At 62.0% G+C, this 18198-nt stretch carries 17 protein-coding genes and 1 tRNA gene; 10 read left to right on the top strand and 8 right to left on the bottom strand.

What is annotated here, in order from left to right; all coding sequences use genetic code 11:
- Window positions 1–106 precede the first annotated feature (106 nt).
- Window positions 107–1213: a GlxA family transcriptional regulator gene (locus IDM28_RS21155; RefSeq protein WP_101322493.1), complete on the bottom strand. Its 1107-nt coding sequence runs from the start codon at window positions 1211–1213 to the stop codon at window positions 107–109.
- Window positions 1214–1673: 460 nt separating this feature from the next.
- Window positions 1674–3050, bottom strand: coding sequence for an L-serine ammonia-lyase (locus tag IDM28_RS21160; RefSeq protein WP_101322494.1), 1377 nt, complete (start codon window positions 3048–3050; stop codon window positions 1674–1676).
- A gap of 452 nt (window positions 3051–3502) precedes the next feature.
- Between IDM28_RS21160 and IDM28_RS21165 the strand changes: the two genes are divergently transcribed.
- From IDM28_RS21165 to choV, 3 genes are all read left to right on the top strand, one after another.
- A complete protein-coding gene (locus IDM28_RS21165; protein WP_188036813.1) occupies window positions 3503–4450 on the top strand; it encodes a choline ABC transporter substrate-binding protein in 948 nt (315 codons plus the stop codon).
- An 81-nt stretch (window positions 4451–4531) separates the two neighbouring features.
- Window positions 4532–5380, top strand: a complete 849-nt coding sequence (gene choW, locus IDM28_RS21170) for a choline ABC transporter permease subunit (RefSeq protein ID WP_178080849.1) — start codon at window positions 4532–4534, stop codon at window positions 5378–5380.
- Complete coding sequence (gene choV / locus IDM28_RS21175; protein ID WP_101322497.1) at window positions 5377–6555, top strand: choline ABC transporter ATP-binding protein; 1179 nt, start codon at window positions 5377–5379, stop codon at window positions 6553–6555. Before choW ends, choV begins: the two co-directional genes overlap by 4 nt.
- A gap of 127 nt (window positions 6556–6682) precedes the next feature.
- On the opposite strand, the gene hisF is transcribed toward choV, so the two are convergent.
- The 6 genes from hisF to IDM28_RS21205 form a co-directional block, all read right to left on the bottom strand.
- Window positions 6683–7453, bottom strand: coding sequence for an imidazole glycerol phosphate synthase subunit HisF (gene hisF, locus IDM28_RS21180; protein WP_101322498.1), 771 nt, complete (start codon window positions 7451–7453; stop codon window positions 6683–6685).
- Between the two features lie 10 nt (window positions 7454–7463).
- Entirely contained in the window at window positions 7464–8201 is a 738-nt protein-coding gene (gene hisA / locus IDM28_RS21185; RefSeq protein ID WP_101322499.1) for a 1-(5-phosphoribosyl)-5-[(5-phosphoribosylamino)methylideneamino]imidazole-4-carboxamide isomerase, read from the bottom strand.
- A gap of 27 nt (window positions 8202–8228) precedes the next feature.
- A complete protein-coding gene (locus IDM28_RS21190) occupies window positions 8229–8489 on the bottom strand; it encodes a DUF2164 domain-containing protein (protein ID WP_101322500.1) in 261 nt (86 codons plus the stop codon).
- The gene (hisH, locus tag IDM28_RS21195) at window positions 8490–9128 is read right to left on the bottom strand and encodes an imidazole glycerol phosphate synthase subunit HisH (protein WP_101322501.1); all 639 of its coding nucleotides are present in this window, start codon (window positions 9126–9128) and stop codon (window positions 8490–8492) included.
- Window positions 9129–9722, bottom strand: a complete 594-nt coding sequence (gene hisB / locus IDM28_RS21200) for an imidazoleglycerol-phosphate dehydratase HisB (RefSeq protein WP_101323128.1) — start codon at window positions 9720–9722, stop codon at window positions 9129–9131. It lies immediately after the preceding gene.
- 209 nt (window positions 9723–9931) lie between these two features.
- Window positions 9932–11587, bottom strand: coding sequence for an OFA family MFS transporter (locus tag IDM28_RS21205; protein WP_101322502.1), 1656 nt, complete (start codon window positions 11585–11587; stop codon window positions 9932–9934).
- Window positions 11588–11965: 378 nt separating this feature from the next.
- Here IDM28_RS21205 and IDM28_RS21210 point away from each other — a divergent pair, with 378 nt between their 5' ends.
- The 7 genes from IDM28_RS21210 (at window position 11966) to IDM28_RS21240 (ending at window position 18076) form a co-directional block, all read left to right on the top strand.
- Entirely contained in the window at window positions 11966–14212 is a 2247-nt protein-coding gene (locus IDM28_RS21210) for an AsmA family protein (protein WP_188036814.1), read from the top strand.
- Window positions 14209–15276 (top strand): A/G-specific adenine glycosylase, encoded by a 1068-nt coding sequence (gene mutY, locus IDM28_RS21215; protein WP_150570475.1) that lies wholly within the window; start codon window positions 14209–14211, stop codon window positions 15274–15276. The genes IDM28_RS21210 and mutY overlap by 4 nt, the downstream gene beginning before the upstream one ends.
- On the top strand, window positions 15273–15545 hold the full coding sequence (locus IDM28_RS21220; protein ID WP_101322505.1) for an oxidative damage protection protein: 273 nt from the start codon (window positions 15273–15275) through the stop codon (window positions 15543–15545). Before mutY ends, IDM28_RS21220 begins: the two co-directional genes overlap by 4 nt.
- Before the next feature lie 91 nt (window positions 15546–15636).
- Window positions 15637–15712 (top strand) — tRNA-Phe (locus tag IDM28_RS21225).
- A 213-nt stretch (window positions 15713–15925) separates the two neighbouring features.
- On the top strand, window positions 15926–16387 hold the full coding sequence (locus tag IDM28_RS21230) for a DUF4234 domain-containing protein (RefSeq protein ID WP_157831768.1): 462 nt from the start codon (window positions 15926–15928) through the stop codon (window positions 16385–16387).
- A gap of 144 nt (window positions 16388–16531) precedes the next feature.
- Entirely contained in the window at window positions 16532–17551 is a 1020-nt protein-coding gene (ppk2, locus tag IDM28_RS21235) for a polyphosphate kinase 2 (protein WP_188036815.1), read from the top strand.
- Window positions 17552–17632: 81 nt separating this feature from the next.
- Complete coding sequence (locus IDM28_RS21240; RefSeq protein ID WP_101322508.1) at window positions 17633–18076, top strand: hypothetical protein; 444 nt, start codon at window positions 17633–17635, stop codon at window positions 18074–18076.
- Window positions 18077–18198 lie beyond the last annotated feature (122 nt).

The following is an 18198-nucleotide window of genomic DNA, read 5'->3' on the forward strand; positions in this document are numbered from 1 at the left end:
AGCAATGCTCGGGGCGGCGATGTTACCTGTAGTCGAGAATCATTATCAACCGATTCACGCTACCTAGCCCCGCCTTCGCGGCAAATCCGCGAAGGCCTGCTGAGAGTTACAGCCTTACGCTGGCAAACGTCGACTCGTTGCGCGCCTGGCTCAGTGCAGCCAACGGCCCACTGTGCGGCGACAGGGTCATGGCCTGCGGAATTGGCATCATTGCCACCTGCTGGGTGGTGTTGGAGCCGACGCGCTCATCGCGCGGCGGAATGCCGAAGTACTCGCGGTAGCACTTGGAGAAATGCGGCGTGGAAACGAAACCGCACACCGAAGCCACTTCGATGATCGACATCGGCGTCTGCTTGAGCAACTGGCGGGCGCGGATCAGGCGCAGCTTGAGGTAGTAACGCGACGGCGAGCAATGCAGGTACTTCTGGAACAGGCGCTCGAGCTGACGACGCGAGACGGCGACATAGACTGCCAGCTCGTCGAGATCGATCGGTTCTTCGAGGTTGGCTTCCATCAGCGCGACGATCTCTTGCAGCTTCGGCTGGTTGGTGCCGAGCATGTGCTTGAGCGGCACGCGCTGGTGGTCCTGTTCGTTGCGGATGCGCTCGTAGACAAACATCTCGGAGATGGCTGCCGACAGTTCACGGCCGTGATCACGGCTGATCAGGTGCAGCATCATGTCCAGCGGCGCGGTGCCACCGGAGCTGGTGAAGCGGTTGCGGTCGAGGGTGAACAGGCGGGTGCTCATGTTGGCCCGCGGGAACGCCTCCTGCATCGACGCCAGGCACTCCCAGTGCACGCTGCAATCAAAGCCGTCGAGCAGGCCGGCACAGGCCAGGGCCCAGCTGCCGGTGCACACCGCACCGAGGCGACGCGACTGACGCGCTTGCGCCTGCAGCCAGGTGACGTGCTCGCGGGTAACCGTGCGCTGAATGCCGACACCGCCGCAGACAATCACCGTATCGATCTGCGGCGCGGCGTGCATGGAGGCATCCGGGGTGATCTGCAGGCCGTCGCTGGCCCACACCTGGCCGCCATCGACGGTCAGGGTATGCCAGCGATACAGCTCGCGACCCGACAGTTGGTTGGCCATGCGCAGCGGCTCTACCGCCGACGCCAGAGATATCAGGGTGAAGTTGTCCAGGAGAAGAAATCCGATGGACTGGGGTGCGCTGCGGTTCTGGGTTTGGGTCCCGGAAGTGTACGACGTCATCGCGATTTCTCCTCACTCAAATACAGGGGTGCCTCAGGCGGGCACTGCTTCTTGTCATGGCCCCAGTTCGTCTGCGGGGGCTCTGTTAATAGCACTACCGATTACAACGCAATTGGCATGCCTAAATTGAATGGCCCGCCAACAAAGTCCAAAAACGACCTTGCGCACCAGCGGCCATGGGCTTCTGCTACCGCGATAGTTCTAGCCGCAAGCCCCGCCGTAGGGCTTTTCGTTATCGCCAGTGAGCATTTAAGTAGCAGTGCTGGGAAACATGTCTCTAAACGACATGTAACCCTGTCACCGCTCCAGTATCAGCCTGTTAAACAACTTGTTTGAAAATACAGATGACCGGCGCACCAAAAAGAGGCGCAGTGGTCATTAATGGCAATTTCGAGTTGTGCGAGGTGCACATTCGGCTGCAAAAAAGGGCCGCATGCGGCCCTTGGGAATCAACGCTGAATCAGCATTCGATGACGCTGACGGCAAGACCTCCGCGGGAGGTCTCCTTGTACTTGTCGTGCATGTCGGCGCCGGTATCGCGCATGGTGCGGATTACCTGATCGAGCGAGATGAAGTGCTCGCCATCACCGCGCAAGGCCATCTGCACTGCGTTGATTGCCTTCACTGCGGCAATTGCATTGCGCTCGATGCACGGCACCTGAACCAACCCGCCGACCGGGTCGCAGGTCAGGCCGAGATTGTGCTCCAGAGCAATTTCGGCGGCGTTTTCCAGTTGCGCCGGAGTTGCCCCAAGCACTTGAGCCAGGCCGGCGGCGGCCATCGCGCAGGCGGAGCCGACTTCACCCTGGCAGCCCACTTCGGCGCCCGAGATCGAGGCGTTCTTCTTGCACAGAATGCCTACCGCAGCTGCAGCCAGGAGGAAGTCAACGACGTGGCTTTCATCGACCACGTCGGAGAAGCGCATGAAGTAATGCAGCACCGCCGGGATGATCCCGGCAGCGCCATTGGTAGGCGCGGTGACCATGCGCCCGCCGGCGGCGTTTTCTTCGTTGACCGCCAGGGCGAACAGGTTGACCCACTCCATTGCACTGAGGGTCGAGCCGATCACGTTGGGCTTGCCCAGCTCTTGCAGGCTGCGGTGCAGCTTGGCTGCCCGGCGACGCACATTGAGCCCACCAGGCAGGATCCCTTCATGCTTCAAGCCGTTGTTGACGCAGTCCTGCATGGCGCTCCAGAGCTTGATCAGGCCGGCGCGAATCTCTGCCTCGCTGCGCCAGACCTTCTCGTTGGCCAGCATCAATTGCGACACGCTAAGGTCGTTTTGCTTGCACAGCCGGAGCAACTCGGCAGCGCTGTTGAAATCGTACGGCAGCTCGGTCTGATCTGCATCGAGCACACCGCTGGCGGCCTGCTTGGCGTCGACCACAAAGCCGCCGCCAACCGAGTAATAAGTGTCCTGGTGCAGCTCGCCGTGCGCGCCCTCGGCCTTCAAGGTCATGGCGTTGGGGTGGTACGGCAGGTTCTCGTCGAGCAGCAGCATGTCGCGCGCCCAGACAAATTCGACCGGCAGGCGGTTGTCCAGCAACAGGGTATTGGTTTCGCGCAGATCGGCAATACGCGGGACGATCTGGCTTGGGTCAATGGCGTCTGGCCATTCGCCCATCAGGCCCATGATGGTGGCGTGATCGGTGCCATGGCCGATGCCGGTGGCCGACAGCGAGCCATACAGGCGCACCTCGATACGCGTCACTTGTTCAAGCTCGCCGCGCTCACGCAAACCCTCGACGAACAGCGCTGCGGCGCGCATTGGGCCGACAGTGTGCGAGCTGGAAGGCCCTACACCAATCTTGAACAGGTCGAACACGCTGATGGCCATGGTCGGAACACCTCTTGCTGGGCTTGTCTGGCCGCGCCATGTGGCGCGTCTGGCAACTGCTAGGCTGAACCTGCGAGCTGCCGCTATTACCCGCATCATCAGCCTTTTGCGCCGCCACTCGCCGTCTGCAACCGACGTACTTTTGTCAGGCCGCGCCGCGATGTACTGGCGCTGCTACGCCACTGTTCAAGCCGTTTTCGGCTGGGCAAATGCCGCAAAGAGGGGGTGCAGGGGGTGGAAAAATCCATATGCGACATTGCCCGTACTGGATACGACCCATCCTGTACTGGATGCGACTCAGGCAGTAGGCGATTGCCCGGCGCTGGAGGATTATCGAAAGCGACTCGTATTGCACGGCCACGCAACCTGCCCTCTGCAGGCCTGGTCGACCGGACCCTGAGAAGCCCCGGCGACCCACGCGAACCCGAAGAAAAAACTACAGGAGTCCACCTATGAAAGGTTCACCCTCGCTGTTGCTGGTTGCGATGCTCACGGCACCGTTGCTGGCTCAGGCTGCAGAGCCGGAACAGTGTCAGACGGTACGTTTTTCCGATGTCGGCTGGACCGATATCACGGTAACCACGGCGGTTACCAGTGCGGTGCTCGAAGCGCTGGGTTACAAGACCCACACCACCATGATCTCGGTCCCGGTGACCTACAAGTCGCTGGCCGCAGGCAAGGATCTGGATGTATTCCTCGGCAACTGGATGCCGACCATGGAAAACGACATCAAACAGTACCGCGACGCCGGTACCGTCGAGACCGTACGCGCCAACCTGGAAAACGCCAAGTACACCCTGGCAGTGCCACAGGCGCTGTATGACCAGGGCCTGAAAGACTTCGCCGACATTGCCAAATTCAAAGACGAACTGGGCGGCAAGATCTACGGCATCGAGCCTGGCAACGATGGCAACCGCACCATCCAGAGCATGATCGACAAGGATGCCTTCGGCCTCAAGACGGCCGGTTTCAAGATCGTCCAGTCCAGTGAAGCAGGCATGCTGTCGCAGGTCGATCGCTCGCAGAAGCGCGGTGAAGCGGTGGTGTTCCTCGGCTGGGAACCGCACCCAATGAACAAGCGCTTCAAGATGCAGTACCTGACCGGCGGCGACGACTTCTTCGGCCCTGATTTTGGCAAGGCCACCGTGCTGACCAACACCCGCAAGGGCTACACCCAGGAGTGCAGCAACGTTGGCCAGTTGCTGAAGAACCTGTCGTTCTCGCTCAACATGGAAAGCGAGCTGATGGGCAATGTGCTCGACGACAAGATGAAGCCTGATGCCGCGGCCAAGGCGTGGCTGAAAAACAACCCACAAGTGCTCGATACCTGGCTCGCCGGAGTCACCACCGTAGATGGCAAACCAGGGCTGGAGGCAGCCAAGGCCAAGTTGGCGCAATAACCAACACACAACCGGCACTCTCTCGGGGCAGGACCGTGCCTGCCCCGGACTGATTCCAATCTATGCAGGTGGAAGCTCGCTATCATGCTTATTGATCAGAAAATACCTCTGGGGCAGTACATCGCGTCGTTCGTCGAATGGCTGACTCAGAACGGCGCAGATTATTTCGATGCCATCGCTCAAGGCCTGGAGTTCATGATTCACGGGGTGACCAGCGCCCTGACCTGGTTCAACCCACTGGTGCTGATCGCACTGTTTGCCGCGCTGGCGCACTTGATCCAGCGCAAATGGTCGCTGACGGCCTTTGTCGCACTGTCGTTTCTGCTGATTCTCAACCTGGGCTACTGGCAGGAAACCATGGAGACCCTCGCCCAGGTCACCTTCGCCACGGTGGTATGCGTTGCCATCGGCGTGCCGGTGGGCATTCTTGCCGCGCACAAACCGATGTTCTACACCGGCCTGCGCCCGGTACTCGACCTGATGCAGACGGTACCCACCTTCGTCTACCTGATCCCAACCCTGACCCTGTTCGGCCTGGGCGTAGTGCCGGGGCTGATCTCTACCGTGGTGTTTGCGATTGCCGCGCCGATTCGCCTGACCTACCTGGGCATCTGCGACGTACCGCAAGAGCTGCTCGATGCCGGCAAGGCCTTTGGCTGCTCGCGCCGGCAACTGCTGACGCGCATCGAACTGCCGCACGCAATGCCGAGCATTGCCGCTGGCGTCACCCAATGCATCATGCTGTCGCTGTCGATGGTGGTGATCGCCGCCCTGGTCGGCGCTGACGGCCTGGGCAAACCTGTGGTCAACGCACTGAACACCGCTGATATCTCCCTGGGCTTCGAAGCAGGCCTGGCGATCGTGCTGCTGGCAATCATGCTCGACCGTATCTGCAAGCAACCTGAAGCTACGGCAAGGAGTGAGGCATGAGCATCATTCGATTCGAAGACGTCGACGTCATCTTCACCAACAAGCCGCGCGAGGCGTTGTCGCTGCTCGACCAGGGCCAGACTCGCGAGCAGATCCTCAAGCAGACCGGCCTGGTGGTCGGCGTCGAAAAGGCCAACCTGGACATCCAGAAAGGCGAAATCTGCGTGCTGATGGGCTTGTCCGGTTCGGGCAAGTCGAGCCTGCTGCGCTGCATCAACGGCCTAAACACGGTCAGCCGCGGCAAGCTGTTTGTCGAGCACGAAGGCAAGCACATCGACATCGCCCACTGCACCCCGGCCGAACTGAAGATGATGCGCACCAAGCGCATCGCCATGGTGTTCCAGAAGTTCGCCCTGATGCCGTGGCTGACGGTGCGGGAAAACATCAGCTTTGGCCTGGAGATGCAAGGCAGGCCCGAGAAGGACCGGCGCAAGCTGGTGGACGAGAAGCTCGAGCTGGTTGGCCTGACCCAGTGGCGCAACAAAAAGCCTGATGAGCTCTCCGGCGGTATGCAACAGCGTGTCGGCCTGGCCCGCGCCCTGGCCATGGATGCCGACATTCTGCTGATGGACGAACCGTTCTCGGCCCTCGACCCGCTGATCCGCCAAGGCCTGCAGGACGAGCTGCTGGCGCTGCAGAGCAAGCTGAACAAGACCATCGTGTTCGTCAGCCACGACCTCGACGAGGCGCTCAAGCTGGGCAGCCGCATCGCGATCATGAAAGACGGCCGGATCATCCAGTACAGCAAGCCCGAAGAAATCGTGCTGAACCCAGCCGATGAATACGTGCGCACCTTCGTTGCCCACACCAACCCGCTCAACGTGCTGTGCGGACGCAGCCTGATGCGCACCCTGGACAAGTGCAAGCGCGTCAATGGCTCAGTGTGTCTGGACCCGAGTGGCGACTCCTGGCTCGACCTGGGCGAAGGCAACTCGTTGACCCGCGCACGCCAGGGCCAGAACGGCATGGACATGCAGAACTGGGCGCCGGGGCAGGATGTGGCGTTGCTCGACCGTCGCCCGACCGTGGTGCACGCCGATATCGGCATGCGCGAAGCGCTGCAGATTCGCTATCAGACCGGCAACAAGCTGGTGTTGCAAGATAACGACAAGGTGGTCGGGATTCTTGGCGATACCGAGCTGTATCACGCGTTGCTCGGCAAAAATCACGGTTGACTGCTATTGGGGCTGCTTCGCAGCCCTTCGCGGGTAAACCCGCTCCCACAGGTTTTGCAGCGCCGCCGTGACCCTGTGGGAGCAGGTTTACCCGCGAAGGGCCGCAAAGCGGCCCCAATACAATGGCTCAGCGAACAACGATACCGCGCGCGGCCATGTAAGCCTTGGCCTCGGGCACGGTGTATTCGCCAAAGTGGAAGATACTCGCTGCCAGCACCGCGCTGGCATGCCCTTCCAGAATGCCGTCCGCCAGGTGCTGCAGGTTGCCCACACCACCTGAGGCAATCACCGGAATCCCCAGCGCATCGCTGATGGCCCGGGTCACGCCCAGATCAAAGCCGTTTTTCATGCCGTCCTGATCCATACTGGTCAGCAGAATCTCACCGGCACCCAGGCCCTCCATCTTCTTCGCCCACTCGACTGCATCGAGCCCGGTCGGCTTGCGCCCGCCGTGGGTGAAAATCTCCCAGCGCGGGGTTTCGCCCGGGCCAGAGACCTTCTTCGCGTCAATGGCGACCACGATGCACTGCGAGCCAAAACGCTGCGCAGCCTCGCCGACGAACTCGGGGTTGAACACCGCCGCGGTATTGATCGAGACCTTGTCGGCACCAGCATTGAGCAGGTTGCGAATATCCTGCACGGTGCGCACGCCACCGCCCACGGTCAGCGGGATGAACACCTGGCTGGCCATGCGCTCGACGGTATGCAAGGTCGTGTCACGACCATCGACGCTGGCGGTGATGTCGAGAAAGGTAATCTCGTCGGCGCCCTGCTCGTCGTAACGACGGGCGATTTCTACCGGGTCACCGGCATCGCGGATGTTCTCGAACTTGACGCCCTTGACCACCCGGCCGTTGTCCACGTCCAGGCAAGGGATGATGCGCTTGGCCAGTGCCATGGGTTGCTCCTCAGCCTTGGTAGGTGTCGCAGAAGGCCTGGGCCTCGGCGACGTCCAGGGTACCTTCGTAGATCGCCCGGCCAGTGATGGCACCGACGATCCCCGGCGCCTTGGCGTCGAGCAGGGCACGAATGTCACCCAGGTTGTGGATGCCGCCCGAGGCGATCACCGGGATGCGCGTGGCTTCGGCCAGGGCTTTGGTGAAGGGCACGTTGCAGCCCTGCATCATGCCGTCCTTGGCGATGTCGGTGTAGACGATTGCCGACACGCCATCAGCCTCGAAACGCTTGGCCAGGTCGATCACCTGCACCGAGCTGACTTCAGCCCAGCCGTCGGTGGCGACGAAACCGTCCTTGGCGTCCAGGCCAACGATGACCTTGCCCGGAAACGCCTTGCACGCCTCGGCGACGAACTCAGGCTGCTTGACTGCCTTGGTGCCGATGATCACGTAGCTGACGCCAGCCTTGATGTAGTGCTCGATGGTTTCCAGCGAACGGATACCGCCGCCGATCTGGATCGGCAGTTGTGGGTAGCGTTTGGCGATGGCAGTAACCACTTCGCCGTTGACCGGCTGGCCTTCGAAGGCGCCGTTGAGGTCAACCAGGTGCAGGCGGCGGCAGCCACCCTCGACCCATTTGGCGGCCATGCTCACCGGGTCATCGGAGAACACCGTGGAGTCTTCCATGCGGCCCTGACGCAGGCGCACGCAAGCACCGTCCTTGAGATCGATAGCGGGAATAATCAGCATCTTGGCAACCTGTCTAATCGTTGGGGTTCAGGGCTTCTCGAGCGCCCACAGGTCGCTTTCGATGCTCTCGAACCGCTCCTTGAGGTGCAGCTGAACATCGGCAATCGCCCTGTTGTAGTAATACGGAGCCACTTCTCGGGAAAACAGGTCGAGGACCTCGGCCACCTCGAACGACCCCAGTTCAAGCTCGAAGCGGTCTTCAAGAAAGCGCTTGAGCTTGTCCAGGGCCTCGCGCTCCTGTTCGGGGGCGAGGGTCAGGATCGGTGGCTTGGTCCGCGACTTGCTCATTTACCAGCGGCCATCCCAGGCAGCGAAGTTCTGCAGCAACTGCAGGCCATGGGTATGGCTCTTCTCCGGGTGGAACTGCACGGCAAAGCGCGAGCCTTCGGCAAGCGCAGCAGCGAAGTCGACGCCGTAGTGGCCGCGACCGACTACCTGGCCAGGCTTGCCGGCATTGATGTAGTAGCTGTGCACGAAGTAGAAGCGGGCACGGTCTGGGATGTCATGCCAGAGCGGGTGCTCGATGGCATGGCTGACTTCGTTCCAGCCCATGTGCGGCACCTTGAGGTGCTCGCCCTGCTCTTGCAGGTCCTTGCCGAAGAAGCGCACCTGGCCGGGGAACAAGCCGATGCAATCGACGCCGTCGTTTTCTTCGCTGTGCTCGAGCAGCGCTTGCATGCCAACACAGATGCCGAGAAACGGCCGGTCCTGGCTGACTTCACGGACCAGGCTGTCAAAGCCCAGCCGGCGAATCTCGGCCATGCAGTCGCGAATCGCGCCTACACCGGGGAACACCACGCGATCGGCCTCGCGGATCACCGCAGCGTCGCTGGTGACCAGCACCTTGCCGGCGCCAACGTGCTCAAGCGCCTTGGCCACCGAGTGCAGGTTGCCCATGCCATAGTCGATTACGGCTACGGTCTGCATTTACAGGCATCCCTTGGTCGACGGCATTTGCCCGGCCATGCGCTCGTCCTGCTCGACCGCCATGCGCAGGGCACGGCCGAAGGCTTTGAACACGGTCTCGATCTGGTGGTGGGTGTTGTGCCCGCGCAGGTTGTCGATGTGCAGGGTGACCAGCGCATGGTTGACGAAGCCCTGGAAGAACTCCTGGAACAGGTCGACATCGAAGCCCCCGACCGAAGCCCGGGTGTAAGGCACGTGCATCGACAGGCCTGGGCGGCCGGAGAAGTCGATGACCACACGCGACAAGGCTTCATCGAGCGGCACATAGGCGTGACCGTAACGATAGATGCCTTTTTTGTCGCCAACGGCCTTGGCAAACGCCTGGCCGAGGGTGATGCCGACGTCTTCGACGGTGTGGTGATCATCGATATGCAGGTCGCCCTTGCATTCGATGTCCAGATCGATCAGCCCGTGCCGGGCGATCTGGTCGAGCATGTGTTCAAGGAAGGGCACGCCGATATCGAATCGGGCCTTGCCACTGCCATCGAGGTTGATCGAGGCCTTCACCTGGGTTTCCAGGGTATTGCGCTCGACGGAAGCCTTACGTTCGACCATCACCAGCTCCGCAAAATCATTGGGCGAAAAGGTCGACATTATAGGCCTAGAACGCGCCAGCTTGAAACGCGGATGACATATGGCAACTCGCCGGGGCAAATGCAAACGCGGGTAAACCCACTGGCACCAGGGTTATAAGCACCCTGCGACAGCGAATTTACCCGCGTTTGGCCCGGTTTGGCTGGCATGCAAGCCAGCCAGCGCGGTTGTCAGTGGAACAGTACGGCAGTCTTTTGCAGGGTAATCCAGATACCCCACGCCAGCGGAATCACCACCACGGCCCAGGCCAGCAGCACCAGCGGCAGGCTGCCCGGCGCGGCGTGCCATTCCAGCGAGCGAGCATTGTCGACGCCTTTGTCGTGGCTCAGCGCGCGCTCGGCCGCAAGCTCGGCATCGGTCATGAAGTACTTGTCGGCCACTGGACGCACCAGGGCGTTGCAGATAAAGCCCAGCACCAGCAGGCCGGCGAGGATGTACAAGGTCATGTCGTAGGCCGCCGCACGGGCAACCCCGGCCGCCAGTTGCGACTCGCGCAGATAGGTGATCAGCACCGGGCCGAGCACGCCAGCAGCAGCCCAGGCGGTCAGCAGGCGACCATGGATTGCACCGACCATCTGCGTACCGAACAGGTCAGCCAGGTAAGCCGGCACCGTCGCGAAACCACCACCGTACATCGACAGGATGATGCAGAACGCCGCCACGAACAGCGCCACGTTGCCCAGATGGCCCATGTTAGGCACCAGGCTGTAGAGGCCGACGCCGAGGGCGAAGAAGGCAAAGTAGGTGTTCTTGCGGCCAATGTAGTCGGAGAACGAAGCCCAGAAGAACCGCCCACCAATGTTGAACAGGCTGAGCAGGCCGGTGAAGCCGGCGGCGATTGCCGCGATCTGCGCCAGTTGCGCGCTGTTCAGCTCGCTGAAGCTCAGCTCGTTGCCGATCAGCTTGCCGGCGAACACTTCCTGCAGCAGTGGCGAGGCCATGCCGAGGATGCCGATACCGGCCGAAACGTTCAGGCACAGCACCAGCCAGACCAGCGCGAACTGTGGGGTTTTCCAGGCAACGCTGACATGCACGTGACGGTCGGTGACCATCGCGTTGGCTTTTTTCGCCGGCGGCGTCCAGCCCTCAGGCTTCCAGCCGGTTGGTGGTACGCGGTAAGTCAGAGCGCCAGCCGTCATGAACACGAAGTAGATCGCCGCCATGACCACAAAGCTCTGCCACACGCCGACTTCAACCGAGCTGCCGAAATGGCCCATCAGCGCAGTGGCCAGGGGAGCGCCGACCATCGCGCCGCCGCCAAAGCCCATGATCGCCATGCCGGTAGCCATGCCGCGCTTGTCCGGGAACCACTTGATCAGGGTCGACACTGGCGAGATATAGCCCAGGCCCAGGCCGATACCACCGATCACCCCCGAGCCGAGCCACATCAGCCACAGCTGGTGGGTCTTGATGCCGATCGCCGAGATCAGCAGGCCACCGCACCAGCACAGCGCCGAAACCAGGCCAGCCTTGCGTGGGCCGGCGTGTTCCAGCCAGCCGCCGAGCACGGCAGCCGAGCAGCCGAGGAAGACGAAGAACAGCGTGTAGATCCAGCTCAGCATCGAGATCGGCCAGTCACACTCGGCGCTGAACATCCGCGCGATGAAGCCCATGTCCGCCGAACAGGCAACCGGTGCGGTGATGCCGATGGCTTGCGACAACGGCAGCCAGAACACCGAGAAACCGTACGCCATGCCGATGCACAGGTGGATTGCCAGCGCTGCTGGGGGCACCAGCCAACGGTTGAAGCCCGGCCGGGCGATGATGCGCTCCTTGGACAGGAAGCCCGGCGCGCGCGCCGCTTCTCCCGCAGTACTGCTGCTCATGGTGTTTCCTCTTGTAAGTAGACGTTGCCTTCGGCTCTTCGGCCTGGTTGGCTGCACGCACGCTGCGATCGGACATTCACGGCATCCGCGACAATCGGTCGCGTAATGCGGCGAAAGCGGCGCAAGGTTAACCAGCTGAAACGCTCAATGGAAGCAATCTGACATCGTTATTTTTTGCCACCTGCGCAAGCCGGCTGAACTGTAGAGTAGCTGGCGGTCAGAAACTGATAAGCCTGAGTAGAACCAGGCTGCGCAACCCGGCGAAACCGATACTTAGGCAGGAAATAACCTATATCTACTGGCGGGTACTCAGGCTAACCAGCCACGGCGCTATACTCTGGCGCTTGAATTTTCATTTCGGACTACAAGGACTCGCCCATGAAAGCGTTCGGCAAAATCCTGGGGCTGGGGCTTCTCGGGTTGCTGCTGATCATCGTGGCACTGGGCTTTGCCCTGACCCACCTCTTCGATCCCAACGACTATAAAGACGAGATTCGCCAGCTGGCACGGGACAAGGCTCATGTCGAGCTGACCCTCAACGGCGACATTGGCTGGAGCCTGTTCCCATGGCTGGGCCTGGAGCTGCATGAAGCCAGCATCGCCACCCTGAACAAACCCACCGAACCGTTTGCCGACCTGCAGATGCTCGGCCTGTCGGTGCGCGTGCTGCCATTGCTGCGCCGTGAAGTGCAGATGAGCGACGTACGCGTCGAGGGCCTCAACCTGAGCCTGGTGCGTGACGAAAACGGCCACGGCAACTGGCAGGACATTGGCAAACCACTGCCGACCCAGGCCAGCACCACGCCTGGCCAGCCTGCGCCGGCGCCGAGCGAACCAAAAGGCAGCGAAGAAAGCGCCAGCGAGCGCTCGGTCAAGCTGGATATCGACAGCCTGACCGTGAACAACGCCCGTGTGCAGTACACCGATGCCAAGACTGGCCAGAGCCTGACCGCCGAGAGCATCCAGCTGAGCACCGGCGCGGTCCACGAAGGAGCGAACATCCCGCTCAAGGCCAGCGCCTTCATCACCGCCGCGCAACCGAACATCAAGGTGCGCAGCGAGCTGGCCGGCGAACTGCGCTTTGATCGCAAGCTCAAGCGCTACAACCTCGAAGACATGCGCCTGTCCGGCGAAGCCTCGGGCGAGCCGTTTGCCGGCAAGAGCATGACCTTTGCTGCTCAGGGCCAATTGCTGGTCGACATGGCTGCCAATGTCGCGTCCTGGAATGGCCTGAAGGTTTCCGCCAACCAGTTGCGTGCACTGGGTGAGCTGAACGTGCGCGAGCTGGACAAGACGCCGCTGGTCGGCGGCGGTATCTCCATCGCCCAGTTCGACCTGCGCACCTTCCTCGACAGCATTGGCCAGCCATTGCCAGCCACTGCCGACCCGGCCGCCTTCAGCAAACTGGAACTGGTCAGCCGGCTCAGCGCCAGCCCGACCAGCCTGGCTCTGGAAGGCCTGGCAGTGAAACTGGATGACAGCAGCTTCAGTGGCCGCGTAGCGGTTGAAGACTTCGCCAAGCAAGCCCTGCGCATTCAGCTCAAAGGCGACAAGTTCGACGCCGATCGCTACTTCCCGGCCAAAAGCGAGCAGGCCAAGGGCGCCAAGGCGGCGCGTCAGGCCGAGGTCCAGCAGCAGGAAGCAACCGCCGTTGCCGGTGCCGGCAGCTCGCCGCTGCCAAGCGCACCGACCCAGGTTGCCTGGAGCACCGACAAACTGCTGCCGGTCGACCGTCTGCGTGCCCTCGACCTGCAAGCCGACCTGAGCTTTGGCGCACTGACCCTGGACAAACTGCCGATCAACGATGCCCAACTCAAGGCCAGCGGCCAGGGCGGTTTGATTGCTCTGCAAAGCCTGCGCGGCGAGTTGTATAACGGCACCTTTGAAGCAACGGGCAGCGTCGACGTACGCCCGGCCGTGCCGCAGATCGGCATCAACACCAAGATCAACCGGGTCCCGGTCGAGCACTTCATCAAGTCCGACAACCCGGAACAGGCGCCGCCAGTCAAAGGCCTGCTGACCCTGAGCAGCGACCTGACCGCCAGCGGCAACAGCCAGAAAGCGCTGATCGACACCCTCAACGGCAACGCCAACTTCACCATCAACGATGGTGTGCTGGTCAACGCCAACCTTGAGCAGCAGCTGTGCCAGGCCATCGCCACCCTCAACCGCAAACAGTTGAGCGGCGACCCGCGTGGCAAGGACACTCCATTCCAAGAGCTGCGCGGCAGCCTGGTAGTGCGTAACGGCGTGGCCAGCAACCCTGACCTGAAAGCGCGCATTCCCGGCCTGACCGTCAACGGCCAGGGCGACCTGGACCTGCGCGTGCTCGGTATGGACTACCGCGTTGGCGTGGTGGTCGAAGGTGACCAACGCGCCATGCCGGACCCTGCCTGCCAGGTCAACGAGCGCTTTGTCGGCGTCGAGCTGCCACTGCGCTGCCGTGGCCCGCTGGAACTGGGTGCCAAAGCCTGCCGCCTGGATCAGGACGGCCTGGGCAAGGTCGCCGCCAAGCTGGCCGGCAACCGCCTCAAGGACAAGATCGACGAGAAACTCGATGAGAAGCTGGGCGACAAGGTCAGCCCGGAACTCAAAGACGCGCTCAAGGGGCTGTTCAAACGATGAGCCCCGAGCAATTCTCCGGCGCCGTGCTGGCATGGTATGACCAGCATGGCCGCCACGACCTGCCCTGGCAGCAAGGCATCAACCCGTACCGAGTGTGGGTCTCGGAAATCATGCTGCAACAGACCCAGGTCAGCACCGTGCTGAACTACTTCGACCGCTTCATGCAGGCCCTGCCCACCGTGCAGGCGCTGGCCGAAGCGCCTGAAGACGAAGTGCTGCACCTGTGGACCGGGCTCGGTTACTACACCCGCGCCCGCAACCTGCAGAAGGCCGCGCAGATCGTCGTCAGCCAACATGGTGGCGAGTTCCCGCGCAGTGTCGAGCAGCTCACCGAGCTGCCCGGCATTGGCCGCTCCACAGCCGGCGCGATCGCCAGCATCAGCATGGGTATCCGCGCGCCGATCCTCGACGGCAACGTCAAGCGCGTGCTTGCCCGTTTCACCGCCCAGGGCGGTTATCCGGGCGAACCCAAGGTTGCCAACGCCTTGTGGGCGACAGCCGAGCGCTACACCCCACAAGCCCGGGCCAACCACTACACCCAGGCGATGATGGACCTTGGCGCAACCCTGTGTACCCGCAGCAAGCCCAAATGCCTGATCTGCCCGCTGCAGCGCGGCTGCGAAGCGCACCTGCTCGGCCAGGAAACCCACTACCCCGAGCCCAAGCCACGCAAGGCGCTGCCACAGCGGCGCACGCTGATGCCGATGCTGGCCAACCGCGAGGGCGCCATCCTGCTCTACCGGCGCCCGTCTAGCGGCCTGTGGGGCGGTTTGTGGAGCCTGCCTGAGCTGGATGACCTCAAGCAGCTCGATGACCTTGCCTATCAGCACGGCCTGCGCCTGAACGGCACGCAGGCGCTGGACGGCCTTACCCATACCTTCAGCCATTTCCAGTTGGCCATCGAGCCCTGGCTGGTGCGCGTCGACCCCCTGGGTACGCACGTGGCCGAGCCTGACTGGCTCTGGTATAACCTCGCCACCCCGCCGCGCCTGGGCCTCGCCGCCCCGGTCAAGAAGCTGCTGAAACGCGCGGCCGACGAATTGATTGCAGGAGAGCCGCAATGACCCGCACCGTGAACTGCCGCAAATACCACCAGGAACTGCCCGGCCTTGAGCGCCCACCGTACCCGGGTGCCAAGGGCCAGGACATCTTCGATAACATCTCCCAGCAAGCCTGGGGTGATTGGCTCAAGCACCAGACCCTGCTGATCAACGAGAAGCGCCTGAACATGATGAACGCCGAGGACCGCAAATTCCTCCAGGTGGAGATGGACAAGTACTTCTCCGGCGAGGACTACGCCAAGGCCGAAGGCTACGTTCCGCCTAGCGAATGACCCCGTAAAAGCGTAAGCGACGGAATTAATTTAAAAAATTTTCAAAAAGTCGTTGACGCAAACCTGAAAAAGTCTTTTAATGCGCCCCGTTGCCCAGATAGCTCAGTCGGTAGAGCAGAGGATTGAAAATCCTCGTGTCGGCGGTTCGACTCCGTCTCTGGGCACCAAAACACTAAAACCCTGAATCGAAAGATTCAGGGTTTTTTTATGCCTGGGATTTAATCAGCAGGCCGCAGAGCGTGTGTGGCCCCGTGCTATCATCCGCGCCGAATCTGCCCTCCCTGAGCAGATAGCCCCCAAGGACGATGGTTGAGCATGGACTGCCTCCCAAGACACGCAATGTCTCAGCCCGTTTTTCACACTCGAAAATCGGAAGCGCTATGACATCCCCAAGCGAACTCATGAACAAGGTCAACCGCAAGACGCTGCACATGGTGCTGCTGACCATGGCGACCGGCGGCCTGTACCTGCTGCTGTGGCTGTACAAGACCAATCAGCACCTGCGTGAAGCCACCGGCCAAGAGGCGTGCAGTGAGACCTACATTATCTGGATGTTTGTCTGCACGGGCCTGAGCGGCCTGTTCATCAACGATGAGCAACTGGCCTTGGAAATTGCAGCCGGCTTGCTGAGCATTGCTGCCCTTGTGCTGCAAATCGTCTGGGCATTCAATGCCCGACGCATACTGCTGGCCTTCGCCCACGCCAACAACCAGATCCACTTCCGCATGAACGGCTTCAACACCTTCGTGCTCAACCTGTACTACATCAACTACTGCATCAACGAGTTGGGCGAGACTGACCAACGCCAGCAGCCCGTATACAGCCAGGCCATGCAGCCTTGACCAGCCAGTAACAGCGTATCCGCTGCGCCCGTCTGCCTGGCAGCCGTGGCGCAACGCACGCGTCGTTGACCAGTATCAACAAGCCATTGGCGCAATATCCTTAGCATGATCGGTGGACACTCGAACCGACCCGCAAGGATTTCCATGAGCGACGAATCCACCCCGCTTCTCTCCCCCGCCCCTGCTGCCGACACCAGCGCCACCCTCAGCGCAAGCGCCACACCGGCCCCGCGCAGCCGTCGCCCACGCCAGCGCAAGCCGGCCGCCAAGGTCAGCGCCGAACCGGCGATTCTCAGCATCAGCCAGCAGCCCGCCGCGCTGCAGGTGGCCAGCGCACGCAAAGGCAGCAACGAGGACAGCACCTCGGCGCGCCTGCCCGCCAGCTACCCGTACCGCACCCGGCTGCGCCGCAACGAATACGAGAAGGCCAAGACCGAGCTGCAGATCGAGCTGCTCAAGGTGCAGAGCTGGGCCAAGGACACCGGCCAGCGCATTGTGGTGCTGTTCGAGGGCCGTGACGCGGCCGGCAAGGGTGGCACCATCAAACGCTTCATGGAGCATCTGAACCCGCGTGGCGCGCGCATCGTGGCACTGGAGAAGCCTTCCGAGCAGGAACAGGGCCAGTGGTATTTCCAGCGTTACATCCAGCACCTGCCGACCGCCGGGGAAATGGTCTTCTTCGACCGCTCCTGGTACAACCGCGCCGGGGTCGAGCGGGTCATGGACTTCTGCACCCCGATGCAATACCTGGAGTTCATGCGCCAGGCGCCAGACCTTGAGCGGATGCTCACCAACAGCGGCATCCTGCTGTTCAAGTACTGGTTCTCGGTCAACCGCGAAGAGCAGCTACGCCGTTTCGTCTCGCGCCGGGACGACCCGCTCAAGCACTGGAAGCTGTCGCCGATCGATATCAAGTCGCTGGACAAGTGGGACGACTACACCGGCGCCAAAGAGGCGATGTTCTTCCATACCGACACCGGCGATGCGCCGTGGACGGTGATCAAGTCGGATGACAAGAAGCGCGCGCGGATCAACTGCATCCGCCACTTCCTGCATTCGCTGGAGTACCCCGGCAAGGACCTGCGCGTGGCCCATGCGCCCGACCCGCTGCTGGTCGGCCGGGCATCGCGTGGCTTTGAAGAAGATGAGGCGCCGGCGGCCTGATCGCGACGCGTGCCTCTTGGGTTTGTCGGGCAAGTGCGATTCAATACGCGCACTTTTGCCCCTCCAAGGATTTCAGGCCCCATGGCTTCCAACACCAAGCAGCAAAAACGCGCCAAGCGCGCCGCCAGCAAAGCCAAGCAAAACCGCATGGTGCGCAGCGGCCAGGCAGTCAAGGCGAGCGCCGGTGACAGCGCCAGCGTCGAGCAGATCTTCAACAAGGCGCTGGAGTCGGACAGCTACAGCGAGCTGTTCAGCAAGATGAAAGCCGCTCAGGAAACCGGCCTGGTGGCAATGATCGCGGTGTTCCTGGTCGACCCACTGCTGACCCTGGTGCTCAAAGGCCACAAGGAAGAGCACGCCACCGACTACATCGTGCTGGTGTTCACCGCCTACCGCACCTGGCTGGACGGCGCCGACGAAGAAACCACCATGGCCTGGCTGGAGAGCGACGAGTTCCAGGAAGCCTACGTAGCGGCCTCCGAAGTGGTGGCCAAGCAGCAGCTGCAACAGAAGCAGTTCGGCTAACTCTGCCTCAGCGGCCCCTGCAGGAGCGGCCTTGTGTCGCGAAAGGGCTGCGCAGCGGCCCCGGATTCTCAGCTTCGCCGCCGAAATTGCCGGGCCCGCTACTCGGGCCTTTCGCGACACAA

The organism is Pseudomonas sp. EZ-C24, assembly GCF_014525325.1.
GTDB classification, from domain to species: Bacteria; Pseudomonadota; Gammaproteobacteria; order Pseudomonadales; family Pseudomonadaceae; genus Aquipseudomonas; species Aquipseudomonas shirazensis.